Raw genomic sequence first — 16,098 nt, 5'->3', positions numbered from 1 at the left:
TATGGAATTCAGCCATCTCGACGAGCGAGGCAATATCGCCATGGTCGACGTTTCCCGTAAACCCGGCACCATGCGCACCGCATCTGCGTCGGGATGCATCTCCATGCGGCCTGAAACGCTGAGCCTTCTTCGTGAGGACTCCCTTCCCAAAGGCAATGTGCTTACGGCCGCGAAGCTCGCCGGCATCCAGGCGGCAAAGCAGACCGCGCATCTCATTCCGCTCTGTCACCAGCTCAACCTTTCCTGGGTGGAGATATCCTTTACCATGCACGACGATCGGATTGCCATAATGGCCGCAGTGAAAACGAGGGAGGCCACCGGAGTCGAGATGGAGGCGCTAACGGCGGTTTCCGTTGCTGCGCTGACGATCTACGATATGTGCAAAGCCGTCGATACCACCATGGAGATTGGCGCCATAAGGCTCGATGCCAAGACCGGCGGAAAAAAGCAGCATGCCGCGGAGTACAGGCCGAGAACCTCGATTCTCGTGCTTTCCGACTCCATTGCTGCAGGTAAAGGGCTTGACCGTTCGGGGATGCTGCTGCGCGAAGGGTTCGAAGCTGCAGGATGCCCGGTCGAAGAACTGCGGATCGTTCCTGATTGCAGGGAGGAGATCGAGGCGGTCATTGACGAGTGGGTCGCCGGAGGCGTGGAACTGATCGTAACGTCAGGAGGAACCGGTCTCGGGCCTCGCGATGTGACTGTCGAAGCTCTGCAGCCTAAATTCACCCGAAAGCTTCCCGGGATCGAACAGGCACTTTTCAACTGGGGTCAGGGGAAAACGAAAACGGCCATGCTTTCGCGGCTTGCCGCAGGTACGATCGGCGACTCGCTGCTCGTTTGTCTTCCCGGAAGTCCGGGGGCTGCTGCGGATGCGCTCGAAGTGCTGGTTCCGGCGGTGTTCCATGCATTTTCCATGCTGAAAGGGGAGGGCCACGCATGATGATTTCCGTAGCAGATGCCCGCATGATCATCAGGGAATCGGTTTCCGTGCTGCCGGCTCACTACCAGCCACTTTCCCTTCTTCAGGGCAGGGTGCTTGCAGAGGAACTGACCGCACCATTTCCGATGCCGCGTTTCACCAATGCCGCAATGGACGGATTCGCGCTGCGTCATGCCGATATTGCAGCGGCCTCGTCCGAAACGCCGGTAATCCTGCAGGTAATAGCCGAAGTTGCCGCCGGGGCAGTACCTGTTGAACGGGTGCGTCAGGGCACCTGCGCGCAGATCATGACCGGAGCGCCTATGCCGGATGGGGCCGATACGGTCATTCCGTTCGAACAGACCAGCGGATTCGGCACCAGCGAGGTCTCGATCTTTTCCATGCCGAAAAAAGGCGCAAATATTCGGTATGCAGGAGAAGAGATTGCCCGGGGGGCATCCCTGCTGCCGAGAGGCACCGTGCTGACGCCGGGAGCGATTGCCGTGCTCGCAGCATTCGGTATCGGCGGGACAATGGCGTACGATCTGCCGAAAATCTCCCTGGTCACGGTAGGCAGCGAACTCAGGCTTCCCGGAGAACTCCTCGAAGGAGATGCCGAAATCTATAACTGCAACCGCAGCATGATGGAAGCGCTCTCTCGCGCATGGGGAATCGAGCCTGCGATGACGCTGCATGCTCCCGATGATCGTGACGCGCTGCGGGGCACACTCTTTCGTGCCCTTGCCGGCAGCGATATGCTCGTTACCGCGGGGGGAATATCGACGGGCGAATACGACTATGTGCAGGAACTGCTTCGCGAAGCAGGAGTGACCCCCCGATTCTGGACGGTAGCGCAGAAACCGGGAAAACCGCTCTACTTCGGCCTGACAGGCGATGGCCGTCCGGTGTTCGCGCTTCCGGGCAATCCGGTTTCGGCGATCACCTGCTTTATCGAATATGTGGTCCCGGCGCTCTGCCTCATGCAGGGTCGGAAGGTTCCGGCAGCAGTCACTGCCGAGCTCGAAGAGCCCTTTCCTGCGGACAGGAAGCGCCACCGGTTTCTTCCCGGAACGGTGCGGGAGGAGGGAGGAAAACTTCTGTGCAGGGTGAGCGGAAAAGTGGAGTCGCACATGATCACCTCGCTTACCGGAGCGAATGCCATTATCGGCTCCCCGCCCTCTACGGAGCCGCTCCTGCCCGGAACGCCGGTTACCTGTACCCTTCTTCCCCGGCAGGACTTTTCGGCTGCCGCAGCTCGTTTGTGACTGCGGCGGTTTCCCGCTGCAGCCCGACCAGCTCGTCTTCGCTCAGCCTCAAAGGACTGTACAGCGACCTGTCGATCAGATCGAGCAACCGTTTTACTCTTTCGGCGGTATTTGCTGAGATTCCCGTTCTGTAGAGAGCGTCGGCAAGCTGTGTTTTCGTAAGGCTTTCAGGTCTGGCAACCCCCCGTTCGGATACTGCGGCATAGATGCGGCTCCTGAGCAGGTCGGGACTTTCGCTGCCGGTTGCAGGGTTTCCCCGGCCGCTTACGGTTTTCGATCGTCTGTTTTCAGAGCGCTTTCTGCCTGCGGTGTAGAGCGCTCCCAGAGCGAGCATGAGTGCGGCAAGCGAAACGGCGAATGGTAAAATACGCGTACCCTCTTCTGCCGGACTTTTCGTTATTCCGGATTGCTGTTCCGTTTCGGAGACGGAATATTCCTTTCGCCTTACAGGAAGCACCCTTACTTTTATCGGGCCGGACGCTGCCGTCCGGTACCGGCAAGCTGCGGGATCGAAGTAGATGAATCGCGCCGACGCAATGTCGAGCGTGCCCGCCTCTTCAGGATAGAGGGTGAGTGTCGTTTTGTGGGTGCCGGAAGAGAGGGCTCTCTGAGTGTCGAGAGACAGATATGTCGATGTCACGCTCCGGCTCACGGATGGGGAAATTTCCGGCAAGGGTGCCATGAGGGAGGGGAGGTTTCCTGTGCCGTTTACGCTTGCCGTCAGCGTTACCGGTTCTCCTTCTCTAATGATTGCCGGTTCGGCGCTGAGGGTAAAGGAAAAGGTTCCCACAGCTCCGCTGAACCCGTCCGGAACCGGTTCCGGCAGTTTTCTCGCCTGCAGGACAACGGCAGGAGCGGAAAGCGTAAGGGTTCTGCCTCCCTGAACCGACGGAGTTGCCGGCATCAGGCAGTTCAGTCGATAGCCGTCGATCACATAGCGTCCGGGTCGGATGGCGGAAAGCTTGAACTGCCTGATGATCGCGCTGCGCCAGACTGCTCCTGAAACGGTAACCTTCCGGCTTCTGACGAATCGCCCCGGGTCGAGTTCCTCTGACCACAACCCTTTCAGGGAAGGATTCGACGCATCAGAAACCTGCGGTCCCTCGCCGGTGAAAAAGAGGGTATAGGTAAGCAGGATCTCCTCACCGGCAAAAGGGTTGTGTGCCGTCGCCTCAGCGCGGATAAATGGCTCCCGAACGGTCTCCGCCAGGATTGCGGCAGGCAGGAGCGTCGCTGCGACGAAGAGCAGGACACTCGGAAATGGCCGGAGGAGGTTCCGCATGGGTTCGACAGATTGCTATTTCATCAGTTCCCGCGAGCGGGTTGCCGCTGCGGCTACCGTATCGACAAGGATTTCCCGGATATTCCGCTCCTGCATCACCTTCAGCCCGGCTTCGGTCGTGCCGCCGGGTGTTGTGACATCGCTGATCAGCTCTTCAGGGCTTTTGCTGCCCGAGAGTACCATTTTTGCCGCGCCGAGCATGGTCTGCGCACTGAGGAGCAAGGCATCTTCGCGCGAAAGGCCCCATTGCACTCCCCCTTCCGCGAGCGAAGAGATGATATGGAACATGTAGGCCGGACCGCTGCCCGAGACAGCTGTAGCCGCATCCATGAGACGTTCGTCATCGAGCACCACGGTTCTCCCGATAGCCCGGAACAGCTCTTCGGCAAGAACTATATCCCCGTCAGTCGCGGCAGTTCCCCTGCAGAGGGCGGTCATCCCTTCGCCCGCGAACGCAGGCGTGTTGGGCATAACCCGGATGACCTTCACCTTGTTGCCGGTGTGGCGGCTGATGAATTCCGACGAAATGCCCGCAGCAACGCTCAGAAGCAGATGTCGGTCGGTAAGAAACGGTTTCAGTCCGGCAAGCACGCCCTCTATCTGGTAAGGCTTCACCGAAAGAACGATCACTCCGGCTTTGCCGGCAAGCGTTTCGACGGAAGAACAGGCTTCGACGGGGTACGCTGCCGTTATGCTTTCGATAGCCGCCGGCAGTGTATCGAAACCATATAACCGCATGTTCTCTTTTGCAGCAAGTCCTGCGATCAGCGCCCGGGCGATTCTGCCGGTGCCGATAAAGCCGGTGTGGAGTCTGTTCATCGTTAAATCTGGAATTGTTGGTGACTGGTTGTAACGATATGTACGTTTTTTCGCAGCTATTTCCAGCAGGAGGCAGCGGTTTCTTCTACCGGTAGCGAAGTTTGAAGAGGAGAATGACGAAGAGCAGGGCGAGCGAAACGCTGTTGGCGGCGATCATCGGCAGGTCATTTTTCGACAGGCCGTAGAGGAGCCAGAGCACGATTCCGATATTCATGCTGAGGGCCCATACGAGGCTTATGTCCCGAGTCTGGCGGGTTGCGACGATCTTCAATGCCTGAGGCAGGAGCGCGAGCGTGGTGATGATGCCGGCAGCGAAACCGAGCATCTCGCTTGAGTAATAGTTCATCCGTTCTCCATGATTGGCTTGAGGTGCGAAGGCGAATATACGAAGCGAAGAGTCCCTTCCGAAATACCGGTATAAAAAGTATTGAGTGCAGCGGACTAAACGCAAAAGGCGGGAGATAGTGCTCCCGCCTTTTGCTGCAATGCGAGCGATAAGAGCTTATTTGCTCAGGTTGACCATGTACTCGACGGCGAGTTTCACGTCAGCGTTGGAGAGTTTCGTGTTGCCGCCTTTAGGTGGCATCATGCCTTTTTTGCCCTGGTAACCCTTGATGGATTTATCGACCAATACGTTCATTCCCTGGGCGATGCGGGCGGTCCAGGCCGGCTTGTTGCCGGTTTTCGGGGCGCCCATGATGCCGTCCTTGTGGCATGAGGCGCAGTTGGCGTCATAAACAGCTTTGCCGGTAGCGGCGTTGGCATCGGTCAGGCTGAAAGAGATCATAAACAGCGCGCAGAAAGCAGCAGATACGAAACGAGACATAGAATTCTCCCTTGCAAGAATTAAAGATTTTTGATGTTTGGTCGTGTGCCGGTTGTGCAAAAAAACCTCAAGCTGGATATTTTAGCATTAAAAAACCAGCCTTCCAAACGTTCGTGGATTTTTTATGCATATATGAGTTATCCGGTGGATAAAAAAACGGAGCATCGCCGATGAGACGCGCTCCGTTTTCTGTTAAGATCCGAAACGGTGCCTTAAGCGGCTTATTTCGAGATTTCGGCCATGTATGCTACGGCACTGCCTACCTCTTCGTCGCTCAGGTCGGGGTTGCCGCCTCTGGCGGGCATCATGCCGGCAGATCCGGTATATCCTTCAATCGATTTTTTTGTCATCACATCCACACCCTGAGCGATGCGGTCTTTCCATGCGGCTTTATCGCCCGGTTTCGGAGCGCCCATCATGCCGGCATCGTGACAGCCGTTGCATCCTTTTGTTTCATATATGGTTTTACCGGCGGCAAGTTTGGGATCGGCAGGCGTTTCAGCTGCGGGAGCTTCGGCGGGCGCTGCGGCTTCAGCCGGAGCTGCTGCTTCTTCCTTGGATTCCGGAAATTCGAGCTTGGCAGGCGGTTTTTCGAGGCCGCATGCGCCAAGGCAGAGCATACCGGCGGCGAAAACTGGCAAAAAGCGTTTCATGGCGTTCTCCGTTATTATGGATTGTGTGGTTGTGTCAGGTACTGAAAATCGTTGGCTATAATTTTATGAATAATTTGCCGTACGACAAAATGGTTTTTTCAGCCGAACCGGGAGGCAAGCTGTTTTTTCAGATCGTTTCTCGATAGTTCGTAGAGATGGGTGTAGAAGAGATTGAAAAAGAGAACGGCCGCTTTTGCGCTTGGCGCGCCGATGCCTCTCCGGATGGATTGCGCGGGCGAGAAAAGCTGCCGGGTCAGCATCGAGTAGCTCTCGACGAATGCGTCGAGTGGAATTCTTTTCGGCCGGTAGAGCATCTCCTGGCCGAACGTGTAACGGAATGCCGTAGGGTCCTCCGGATCGAAAAGCAGGCGGCCTTCTTCTCTGAGCCGATCGAACACTCCGGTACCGGGAGTAGGGCGGAGGATGTTTATGCCTGGCACATCGAGCTTTGTTCGCGAGACGAAGTCGAGAATGGCCGCAGGCGTATCGAGCGTGTCGCCGTCGAGGCCGTAAATGAAGCTGCCGTAGAGACTGATTCCTGCGTTCCGGATGTTCCGGATCGCCGCGGCAAGTTCCGCGGCCTTGTTCTGGGTCTTGCGGTGGGCGTTCCGGCTTGCCGGTTCCACGCTTTCTATGCCGACGAGCAGCGCGCGGCACCCCGATTTTGCGAATACCTCAAGCAGGCGTGGCTGCTGGCCGAGTGTCGTGGTCGCCTGACCAAACCAGCTGATACGGTAAGGGATCAGCCGCCGGAAAAGCTCTTCGGCGTAAGACGGGTCTGCATTGACGGAGTCGTCGACGAAAAAGAATATTCGTCTGTCGTCCTGCAGAAACCGCCCGACTTCGGCGACGATGTCGCTGATGGCGCGTCTTCTCAGCGATCGACCGTTCAGCACGTGGACATTGCAGAAATCGCAGTTGTAAGGGCACCCCCGTCCTGTCTGGATGAGGTTTGTCGTAAAGTATCGATTTCTCTGAAGCATACGCTTGCTGACCGGACGGGGCAGCGACAGATCCGGAAATCCGTCAGCGCGATAATCGGTTTTCAGAGATCCCTCCCTGAGATCCTCAAGCACCGTTTTCCAGAGATCGTCGGCTTCACCGTGCACCAGCAGATCGGCGTGGGGACGGCACGAATCCGGAAAGAGCGTGACATGGGCGCCTCCGAGCGCTACCGGTATGCCTTGACTTCTGAGTTTGTCGGCAAGTTCGAACGCCTTGCGCGCCATGCCGGTCTGTACACTTATACCCACGAGATCCCACTCGTTTCGGGAAGGGAACTCTTCGAACCGCATATCGCAGAGCTGCTGTTCGACTCCCGGAACTTCGACCGAGCCGAGGATCATCAGTGCAAGGGGCGGAATGGCGAACTGGCTCTGCTTGATGAGGCTTCTGACGGTGCGGTTGAACCGTTGTCGGATGGAGCCGGCTTCAGGTTCGTCGTAAAGGGACCGCGCGCCGTCGACGCCACTTTCGGATGGGAGAAAGACCAGCAGGACTTTTTTCGTCTGATTCATGGGAGTCTCTACCAGTCTTTACCGCCTGACCGTTCTTCCTTGCCTCCGGACGATGCATAAGGAACCAGGCGCATCGTCCGGTTCTCCTGCATCTGCGCCTGCCGGAGCAGACGCTCCGCAGTGTTCATCCTTCCGTTTGCCGTTGAAGCTGTTTCTGTCCGGTCTCGACTGTTCTCCTGTTCGCTACCGGAACCGGTTTTCAGTTTTTCAAGCATCCTGAGCACGATTTCATAATTGATGCGTGCGTCCATATCGCCGGGCTTATCGCGGAGTACGGCGATATATCGCTGAAGGGCCTGTTCGAAAAAGTCTCTTTTCCGTTCGCTCTTTCCAGCTTCGATCGCCTCCTGGGCGAGGCAATTGCCCTCGTTGTAAACCGACGCATTCCGGATCTCTCCGGTCGCATGATGGTTCATTGCAAGGTTCCGGTAGATAGTGCGGGCAGGAAGATACTTTTTCTGCATGGCAAGCGTTCCTGCAAGATTGAAGCGAATGGCGAAGCTTTTTCTGCCGTTTTGTCCGGAAGTTTCTGCAAGCATTTGCCTGCAGCGTTGTTCGGCGCCGGAGAAGTCGCCGTTACGATAGAGCATGTAAGCCTCCTGCAGCGTCCGGTACTCCCGGAACTCACGGGGCAGGTTCCATGCGGATGCAAGCAGGATGACGTGCAGGAACAGTAGCATCATGATCCGGGCGGTTCGTTACCGAAAGATAGAGAGGGAATTCCGAAGTCGGAAAAAGTTGCAGCAATAAAAAAGCCGCCCGTCATTCTCTCGGGCGGCTTTTTCGGGAGAAGGGCTTTGCCTTCTCAGCCGAGGAAGGCTTTCTGGACGGCGCTTACTCCCGCTCCGGTTTCGAAGGGGTAGCTGATATCTTTCAGAGCGCGTTCCAGACCACCGATGACGGTCAGCATGTCGAGTTCGTCGTAGAACCCGAGGTGGGATATCCGGAAAATTCTGCCTTTGTACTCGTCCTGCCCGGCAGCTACCGTGATGCCGTTCTTCTGTTTCAGCGCTTTGTTGAACGCCGACCAGTCGACGCCTTCCGGCAGCCAGACCGGGGTGACGGCAAAAGATGGTGAGTTGCTGAAGAGTTCCATGCCTAGCGCGCTGCATCCCTGGCGGCATGCCGAAGCAAGGCGTTCGTGGCGTTTCCAGATATTTTCGATGCCTTCAGCCTTGATCATCTGCAGTGCCTCGTCGAGACCAATGACGAGCGATACCGCAGGAGTAAACGGGGTGTCTTCGGCGGCATGGGCTTTCAGGGCTTTTTTCAGGCTCAGATAGAACTGCTGGCTGTGGGTGTGCGCATTGATGACATCCTGCGCCCTTTCCGACATGGCGACAAGCGCGAGGCCCGGAGGCATCATGAGACCTTTCTGCGAGCCGGTGATACAGATATCCGCGCCCCAGTCGTCGAAATGGAACTCATGGGCGCCGATAGCGGTGATGCCGTCAACGAGGATCAGCGCATCCGATTTTTCGCGGATAAGCGCGCAAAGTGCCCTGATGTCTGCGGCCGTGCCTGTGGATGTTTCCGAATGGGTAAGACAGATACCCCTCGCATCGGGGTGCTGCACCAGAAGCTCGGCCATGCGCTCGGGCTGAATGGCCGTGCCCCACTGCACCTTTTCCTCGATGCAGTTGCCGGTAAAAATCCGTACGAGCTGTCCCCAGCGTTCTCCGAATTTACCCGCATTGACGGTAATGACCTTCTCGCCCTGCTTGAAAACGCTCGAAACCGCAGCTTCCATGCCCCCGGTGCCCGAACAGCTGAGCACCACGACAGGTTGGGTCGTTCTGAAGAGATACTTGAGATCCTCATGGACGCGAGTAAGGATTTCCATGAACTCGGGGTTCCTGTGATGAATGATGGGCGCAGCCATACGGAGCATCACGTTTTCAGGCACAGGGGTTGGCCCCGGGGTGAACAGTCTTTTTTTCATCTCTTCGGAAAGGTTGTTTGGTTATAAAGACTTCCTGTGTTCAGTTTTTCGCCTTGTCCATCATTTCGGTGAACTGGTCGAAGAGGTAATGGGAATCGTGCGGACCGGGCGCGGCCTCGGGATGGTACTGCACCGAGAAGCAGGGCAGCGAACGGTGCCGTACACCCTCGACCGTATGATCGTAAAGGTTGAGATGGGTCATTTCGAGATCTTCGGGCAGCGAATCCATTTTTACCGCGAAACCGTGATTCTGTGAAGTGATTTCTATCCTTTTACTCTTCATGTTCTTGACAGGGTGGTTGCTGCCGTGGTGGCCGAACTTCAGTTTGTAGGTTTCGGCGCCGAAAGCCAGCGACAGAAGCTGATGGCCGAGGCAGATGCCGAAGACCGGAAGCGCCCTTGTCGTGCGGTTATAGTCGGCGATCGCCCTGATGGTGTCGATGGCATAACCAACAGCCGAAGGGTCGCCGGGACCGTTGGAAAGGAATACGCCGTCCGGATTGAGTTTCAGCACCTCTTCGACAGGGGTCGCGGCATTGAGTACCGTAACCTTGCACCCGCAGGCTTGAAGGATGCGAAGAATGTTGGTTTTGATGCCGTAGTCGAATGCTGCGACATGATAGCGTGCCTCCGGTTTGTCGAGCACGTAATTTTCAGTTGAAGTGACGGTTTTCACCAGATCCTGTCCCGTCATTTCCGGTATGGAAAGAGCTCTCGCTTTCAGGTTTTCCTCGTTGAGGTCAACCGCCGAGATCACGCCGCGCATCGCGCCCTTCTCGCGGATTTCCCGAACCAGCTTTCTGGTGTCGATACCGGCGAGTCCCATCACTTTCGCCTGCTTCAGGTAAGCGTCGAGGCTTCCCGACGATTCGAAATTGCTGTGAATATTCGAGGCTTCGCGCACGATGAAAGCTGACGCCCATACTTTTGACGATTCGTTGTCATCGGGGGTGATGCCGTAATTGCCGATAAGCGGATAGGTCATTACCACCATCTGTCCGGCATAGGACGGATCGGTAAGAATCTCCTGATAGCCTGTATGAGAGGTATTGAAGACAACTTCGCCTGCCGCTTCGCCGATGTGGCCGAATGCCGTCCCCCTGTAGACGGATCCGTTTTCCAAAACCAGTAGAGCCTTTGTCTCTTGCATGCTTGTTTGTTATTCCTTCGTAGTAGTAAGTTTCTCTCCCGATTCCTGTCTGTCTACATTGGCGACCGCCGTGCGGTCGAACTTCAGTTTTACGTTATCGCCTACCTGCACGAGTACGGTTTTCTTTTCCGTATCGATACCGGCAACTGTACCATGAATGCCGCCGATGGTAACGATTCGGTCGCCTCTTTTTAAACTGTCGAGCACCTTTTCCCGTTCCTTCTGCTTTTTCTGCTGTGGACGGATCATGAAAAAGTAGAAAACGACGAAAATAAGGACGAGAGGAACGAGCTGGATAAAGGGATTTGGATTCTGGCCTCCGGCGGGCGGAGCGAAAAGCAGCAGTGTTGAAATAAGTTCGTGCATGAATGGATGGTCAAAGGTGTAAAAATGGATATACGAACAGTAATGTAAGGTATTAAGCTGACTATTTCAATGCGGCTTGCGGGTCGTGGCGCCAAAGCTTGCAAAAGGCGCGACATCGTAGCGGTTATTGCCGACCTTGCCTTTCGAAAGCATCAGTCCGGCAAGCGAAGCGATCATTGCTGCATTGTCGGTCGAATAGACGGTTCCCGGAATATGGAGATCGAAACCGTGGCGCATGCATGCTTCCTTCATTGCCTGCCTCAGCGCCGAGTTTGCGCTTACGCCGCCGGCCACGGAAATCGCCCTTACCTGGAAGTGCCGTGCGGCGGCGATTGCCTTTTCGACGAGCACGCTCACGATAGCATGCTGGATCGATGCCGCGACATCGTTCAGATGAGCCGCGACAAACTCTTCAGGGTGTTTCTGCAACCAGGTCAGCACTGATGTTTTCAGGCCGGAAAAGCTGAAATCGAAGTTGCCCCGGTAGCTTTTGCTGGTCTGTGATTGTGATGTCAGTGCTTTGGGAAACGCATGAAAGTGCGGGTCGCCGGTTGATGCGAGCCGATCGATAACCGGTCCTGCAGGATAAGCCAGGCCGAGCATCTTGCCGGTTTTATCGAAAGCCTCCCCGGCGGCGTCGTCGAGAGTCCTGCCGATCACCTCGTAGCCGAGATCCTCGCGGACGAGCGACAGCAGCGTATGGCCGCCCGACACCACGAGCGAAATGAACGGACCTTCAGGTACGCGATGGACCGGCGATTCCGGTATGAAGGCCGAAAACATGTGGGCCTCGATATGATTGACCGGCACGAACGGAATACCGAGGGCGAATGCCATTCCTTCGGCGAAACACAGGCCAACCATGACGGCGCCGATAAGGCCGGGGCCCGCGGTCGCCGCTATGCAATCGAGCTCATTTTTCGTTATATTGGCTTGTGTTACGGCACTCTCGACAATGGGGACGATCATCCGCTCGTGCTCCCTTGAGGCGAGTTCCGGTACGACTCCGCCGAAACCGGTGTGGCAGCGTTGCGAACTGATGACATTCGAGCCGACTCTGCCGTCGAGCAGAACGGCCGCGGAAGTTTCATCGCAGCTTGTTTCTATACCTAATATATTCATGGCACCATTTTCTCTGGACGTATGGCAAAAGCTAACAAACCGGCAAACAATAGCAAACCGAGGGTCAAAGTGAGCTTTACCGGTGTACTCATGATCCTCGTCGGCGCCGATCTCATTCTTCTTCTGGCGCCCGAATTCGGCATTCTCAACAGCGGTTTCTACATTCCGGATATCTACACATGGCCGTCGCTGATTGCGGGCATTGCGCTGCTTGTGCTGGGTTTCAGGAGGCTTTACAGAAAGCCCTGAGCGGTTCCGTACCGGGAGAGGCGCTCCGCAATATCATAAAGGGAGGGGGGATCGAATATGCAGCATGCAGCAGTTCTTGAGGAACTCGGTCGCGAGATAGCGGAGTCATCGGTATTTCTCGATCGCGCCGCCGAACAGATATCCTCATGCATCATCGGCCAGAAAGAGGTCGTCCGCAGGGTATTCATCGCGTTGCTTGCAGGCGGGCATATTCTGCTCGAAGGCGTGCCCGGGCTGGCAAAGACACTTATCGTCCGATCGTTCGCCGCGTCCATGAATCTGCAGTTCCGCCGCATACAGTTCACCCCCGACATGCTTCCGGCAGACCTCGTCGGCACCATGGTTTACAATCCAGGGGACATGGAGTTCCATCCGCGCCAGGGTCCGGTGTTCGCCAACGTCATTCTTGCCGACGAGATCAACCGCTCTCCTGCGAAAGTCCAGTCGGCGCTGCTTGAAGCCATGCAGGAAAAACAGGTCACCATCGGCAGCGCTACATTTCCCCTTCCTTCGCCGTTCATGGTGCTTGCCACCCAGAACCCGATCGAGCACGAGGGGACCTATCTCCTTCCCGAAGCGCAGGTTGACCGGTTCATGATGAAAGTCATTGTCGATTACCCCAGTTACGAAGAGGAGCTCGAAATCATGCAGCTCGCATCGTCATCGCTGCCCCTGACCGAAATCCGTCCGGTAGTGGAGCCCGGCGACATCGCAAGGGCCCGCAACCTGATCGACCGAATCTATGTGGATCCGAGGGTACAGCGCTACATCGTCGATCTCGTGGTCGCCACGAGAAACCCCGCCGCTTACGGGCTTCAGAAACTTGAGACCATGATCGAATACGGAGCTTCGCCAAGGGCGTCGATTTTCCTTCTGCTGGCCGCTAAAGCGCATGCGTTCCTGCAGCACCGGGCCTACATCACTCCCGAAGACGTCAAATCGCTTGCCTTCGATACCCTGCGTCACAGGATCATTCCGGGCTACGAAGCAGAAGCCGATAATATCAGTACCGATGACTTCATCCGCGATATCCTGCAGCATGTGCAGGTTCCGTGAGCGCGTTACAATCCGGTACGGTTTCCGGCAGAAACCGCCGGCCAAAACAGATAAGCCGATATGCAGGTAAAACAGCGCACCCGACCTGATTATTCCGAACCTCCGGAAACCATCCGCCGGGTAGAAATCCGCTCGAGGCGTCTTGCTTCCGAGCTTTTCAGCGGCGAATACCACTCGTCTTTCAAAGGCAGGGGCATCGAATTCCAGAGCGTTCGCGAATACCAGTACGGCGACGATGTTCGAACCATCGACTGGAATACCTCTGCCCGGAAGCACGACCTCTACGTCAAGCAGTTCACAGAAGAGCGCGAGCGCAGCATGCTGCTTCTCGTCGACGCTTCGGCCTCGATGTTTTTCGGCAGCGGAGACCGAAGCAAAAGGCGCCTGGCTGCCGAGGTCGGCGCCGTGCTTGCTTTCAGCGCAATCCAGAACAACGACAAGGTCGGGCTCGTTATCTTCACCGATCGCGTTGAATCCTGCATTCCCCCCGGAAAAGGACGACAGCAGGTACTGCAGATACTCGAAGCTCTTTTCAGGATGCAGCCGCAACACCGGAAAACAGATATCGATGCGGCGCTTTCTTTCGTGATTCATACCCGCAAACGGCAGTCGATCGTTTTTCTGCTCAGCGACCTGCAGGGCAGCGGTTACGAACGGGGCATGAAACTGCTCAACGCGCGCCATGATTTCGTTCTTATCCATATCACCGATCCGCTTGAACGGGAACTGCCCCGGACGGGCCTGCTCGATATCGAAGACCCCGAAACCGGCAGCCGCATCACTATAGACGCAGGGAGCCCGAATGCGCTTGAGCGCTTTCGCAACGGGCAGCTCGCCCAGGCAGGCGATCTCCGCCAGAAACTCATGCGCATGAAAATCGATACAGTCAATCTTGAGACCGGACGCTCGTTCATCGGCGAACTCAACACCTTTTTCCGCTACCGTGAGAGGCGTTATTGAACGGTTGAGGAACACTGCGCTCTGTATTGTTCCGCTCGTCCTTGCGTTCCTGTCGATCGTCGTTACGCCGCATCTTCGCGCGGCGCAGCCGACCGTGACGGTGAGGGTCTCTGCCGACAGCCTCTATGCCGGAGAACGCATTGTATGCATCGCAGATGTTCAGCACCTTACAGGCACGGCGGTTTCCGTCGAACTTCCGGATTCCGCAGCGCTCAGCCCATTCATGCTCATCGGCAGAAAGCAAAGCTCGAAGCCGCTCTCTGCATCGGCAAACGAAGAGCGTATCGAGCTGGAATTTGCTGTTTTCGGTTCGGGATCGCAGCGGCTTCCCCCATTGACGCTCGTGTTTTTTGACGCCCGGGGCCGGATCTCAGACCGGCAGGAGTTCCGTCCGGCCGCAGTCTTTGTTAAAACCCTCACCCCGCAGGATATGCTCGAACTTCGGCCGCTCAAGCCGCCGACAGCACCCGGATTTCCGTTTACGCTTATTCTTTCTGTTCTGATCGGCATTCCTGGCTTTGCCGCCGCGGTGCTGCTTGTGCTCTTTCTCGTCAAGCGAAAGGTGCGTCTCTTCGCCGAAGCGGTCGATCCTGCGCAGGTCGCCAACCGGAAGCTCCGCAAGCTTGATGCCCGTCTATCCTCCGGCATGCCCCCTTCGGAGTGCTATGCAGAACTCAGCACCATCATGCGGGAGTACCTCGAACGTCACTTCCATATCCCGGCCCTCGAAGCCGTGACGCCGGAGATCGAACGCGACCTCCGCAAACTCGGCATCTCTTCCTTCGAGGCCGTTATGAGTATTCTTCGCCAGGCCGACCTCGTCAAGTTCGCCGACAGCCGCCCCACGGCGGAAGAGTCGCGCAACTCAATCCGCCAGGCAGGGGAGATCGTACGCTCTCCCGGAAACGGCGGAGTGTGAATGATTCTTTTTGCATTTTACCTGATGCCGAATGACGCAGCAAATATGATATAGCAAGACAGCGCACATGTCCGAATGGTTTTCGCATATACCCCGGATCTGGATGGAAGATCTTTTCTGGCTGCTTCTGCTGCCTCCGCTTGCCCTTTCGGCCTGGTGGCTCAGCATGCGGGAGCGGAAAGGGAAGAGTCCGGCCCTGCTGTTTCCCGACGTCGACCGGCTGCGCGAAGCGGGCTTCGAGATTCCTCTGTTTTTGCGTCGGGCAACCAGTCGGCTCCGCTGGGGGGCACTTCTGCTTGGGGTACTCGCCATGACCGGTCCGTACCTTGTCGTGGAAGAGCGCGTTGCCGAATCGAGCGGCATCGACATGGTGCTCGCGCTCGATATATCCGAATCCATGCTGCAGGAGGATGCCGGCGGCAGAAGCCGTCTCGACGCGGTGAAAGAGGTGGCAAGGGAGTTCATAGCTCGTCGCAACAACGACCGCATCGGCATTGTGGTGTTCAGAGGAAATGGCTATACGCTCTGTCCCCTGACGCTCGACCACCGGGTGGCCGGCATGCTGCTCGACGCCATTACGCCCGAAGCCATTCGCGATGAAGGCACGGCTGTAGGTACCGCGATCCTCATTGCCGTCAACAGACTCAAGGCATCGCAATCCTCCGGGAAGGTCATCATCCTGCTGACCGACGGAGCATCGAATGCCGGCTCGATCGATCCGCTGACCGCGGCGGGTATTGCCGCAAGTCAGGCCATAACGATTCATACTGTCGGGGCCGGTTCCCGGAAAGGGGGCTTTTCAGGACTTCACGAGGAGGAGCTTCGTCAGGTTGCAGGTGCATCAGGCGGGCGTTACTTTCTTGCCGGAGGCCTTTCATCGCTGTCCGAAAGTTTCCGGGAGATAGACCGGCTGGAAAAAAGCCGGATTTCAAGCCCTATCGCGAAACGGAAGTCGGAGCTTTTTTTGTATCTGCTGGTTCCTGCACTCCTGCTGCTGCTCGGAGAGGCAGTTCTCGCAAACACCAGACTGCTCAGGATTCCCTGACTGCA

General features: G+C 56.7%; 18 protein-coding genes. 7 read left to right on the top strand and 11 right to left on the bottom strand.

Translation table 11 applies throughout. The annotated features are described in order from the left end of the window. The first annotated feature begins 1 nt into the window (after position 1). On the top strand, positions 2 to 943 hold the full coding sequence (moaCB, locus tag K4305_RS00235) for a bifunctional molybdenum cofactor biosynthesis protein MoaC/MoaB (protein ID WP_331560310.1): 942 nt from the start codon (positions 2 to 4) through the stop codon (positions 941 to 943). Then, positions 940 to 2,187, top strand: a complete 1,248-nt coding sequence (locus K4305_RS00230; RefSeq protein ID WP_331560309.1) for a molybdopterin molybdotransferase MoeA — start codon at positions 940 to 942, stop codon at positions 2,185 to 2,187. The genes moaCB and K4305_RS00230 overlap by 4 nt, the downstream gene beginning before the upstream one ends. On the opposite strand, the gene K4305_RS00225 is transcribed toward K4305_RS00230, so the two are convergent. From K4305_RS00225 to tsaD, 11 genes are all read right to left on the bottom strand, one after another. After that, complete coding sequence (locus K4305_RS00225; protein WP_331560308.1) at positions 2,132 to 3,469, bottom strand: BatD family protein; 1,338 nt, start codon at positions 3,467 to 3,469, stop codon at positions 2,132 to 2,134. The genes K4305_RS00230 and K4305_RS00225 overlap by 56 nt on opposite strands. A 15-nt stretch (positions 3,470 to 3,484) precedes the next feature. Continuing rightward, positions 3,485 to 4,288: a pyrroline-5-carboxylate reductase gene (proC, locus tag K4305_RS00220; RefSeq protein ID WP_331560307.1), complete on the bottom strand. Its 804-nt coding sequence runs from the start codon at positions 4,286 to 4,288 to the stop codon at positions 3,485 to 3,487. A gap of 85 nt (positions 4,289 to 4,373) precedes the next feature. Further along, positions 4,374 to 4,634, bottom strand: a complete 261-nt coding sequence (locus tag K4305_RS00215) for a SemiSWEET transporter (protein ID WP_331560306.1) — start codon at positions 4,632 to 4,634, stop codon at positions 4,374 to 4,376. Between the two features lie 156 nt (positions 4,635 to 4,790). Next, positions 4,791 to 5,114: a c-type cytochrome gene (locus K4305_RS00210; protein WP_331560305.1), complete on the bottom strand. Its 324-nt coding sequence runs from the start codon at positions 5,112 to 5,114 to the stop codon at positions 4,791 to 4,793. Positions 5,115 to 5,335: 221 nt separating this feature from the next. Next, positions 5,336 to 5,767: a c-type cytochrome gene (locus K4305_RS00205; protein WP_331560304.1), complete on the bottom strand. Its 432-nt coding sequence runs from the start codon at positions 5,765 to 5,767 to the stop codon at positions 5,336 to 5,338. Between the two features lie 98 nt (positions 5,768 to 5,865). Beyond that, the gene (locus tag K4305_RS00200; RefSeq protein ID WP_331560303.1) at positions 5,866 to 7,284 is read right to left on the bottom strand and encodes a B12-binding domain-containing radical SAM protein; all 1,419 of its coding nucleotides are present in this window, start codon (positions 7,282 to 7,284) and stop codon (positions 5,866 to 5,868) included. Between the two features lie 8 nt (positions 7,285 to 7,292). After that, a complete protein-coding gene (locus tag K4305_RS00195) occupies positions 7,293 to 7,967 on the bottom strand; it encodes a hypothetical protein (RefSeq protein ID WP_331560302.1) in 675 nt (224 codons plus the stop codon). 122 nt (positions 7,968 to 8,089) lie between these two features. After that, positions 8,090 to 9,226 carry a pyridoxal-phosphate-dependent aminotransferase family protein gene (locus K4305_RS00190; RefSeq protein ID WP_331560301.1) on the bottom strand — a complete coding sequence of 379 codons (1,137 nt, stop codon included), beginning with the start codon at positions 9,224 to 9,226 and terminating at the stop codon, positions 8,090 to 8,092. Positions 9,227 to 9,266: 40 nt separating this feature from the next. Further along, a complete protein-coding gene (gene carA, locus K4305_RS00185) occupies positions 9,267 to 10,376 on the bottom strand; it encodes a glutamine-hydrolyzing carbamoyl-phosphate synthase small subunit (protein WP_331560300.1) in 1,110 nt (369 codons plus the stop codon). Positions 10,377 to 10,385: 9 nt separating this feature from the next. Continuing rightward, positions 10,386 to 10,742: a preprotein translocase subunit YajC gene (gene yajC / locus K4305_RS00180; protein ID WP_331560299.1), complete on the bottom strand. Its 357-nt coding sequence runs from the start codon at positions 10,740 to 10,742 to the stop codon at positions 10,386 to 10,388. 66 nt (positions 10,743 to 10,808) lie between these two features. Further along, a complete protein-coding gene (tsaD, locus tag K4305_RS00175) occupies positions 10,809 to 11,864 on the bottom strand; it encodes a tRNA (adenosine(37)-N6)-threonylcarbamoyltransferase complex transferase subunit TsaD (protein WP_331560298.1) in 1,056 nt (351 codons plus the stop codon). Positions 11,865 to 11,885: 21 nt separating this feature from the next. On the opposite strand from tsaD, the gene K4305_RS00170 reads away from it, so the two are divergent. The 5 genes from K4305_RS00170 (at position 11,886) to K4305_RS00150 (ending at position 16,093) form a co-directional block, all read left to right on the top strand. Beyond that, entirely contained in the window at positions 11,886 to 12,113 is a 228-nt protein-coding gene (locus K4305_RS00170) for a hypothetical protein (RefSeq protein WP_331560297.1), read from the top strand. Between the two features lie 57 nt (positions 12,114 to 12,170). Beyond that, a complete protein-coding gene (locus tag K4305_RS00165; protein WP_331560296.1) occupies positions 12,171 to 13,169 on the top strand; it encodes an AAA family ATPase in 999 nt (332 codons plus the stop codon). Between the two features lie 60 nt (positions 13,170 to 13,229). Then, positions 13,230 to 14,129, top strand: coding sequence for a DUF58 domain-containing protein (locus K4305_RS00160; protein ID WP_331560295.1), 900 nt, complete (start codon positions 13,230 to 13,232; stop codon positions 14,127 to 14,129). Beyond that, a complete protein-coding gene (locus K4305_RS00155; protein WP_331560294.1) occupies positions 14,113 to 15,048 on the top strand; it encodes a hypothetical protein in 936 nt (311 codons plus the stop codon). Before K4305_RS00160 ends, K4305_RS00155 begins: the two co-directional genes overlap by 17 nt. A 67-nt stretch (positions 15,049 to 15,115) precedes the next feature. Then, the gene (locus tag K4305_RS00150) at positions 15,116 to 16,093 is read left to right on the top strand and encodes a VWA domain-containing protein (RefSeq protein ID WP_331560293.1); all 978 of its coding nucleotides are present in this window, start codon (positions 15,116 to 15,118) and stop codon (positions 16,091 to 16,093) included. Positions 16,094 to 16,098: the final 5 nt, after the last annotated feature.

Origin of the sequence: Chlorobium sp. (assembly GCF_036528655.1) — a bacterium.
In the GTDB taxonomy this organism is placed as follows: Bacteria; Bacteroidota; Chlorobiia; order Chlorobiales; family Chlorobiaceae; genus Chlorobium.
This window is presented reverse-complemented; position numbering and strand designations above follow the sequence as displayed.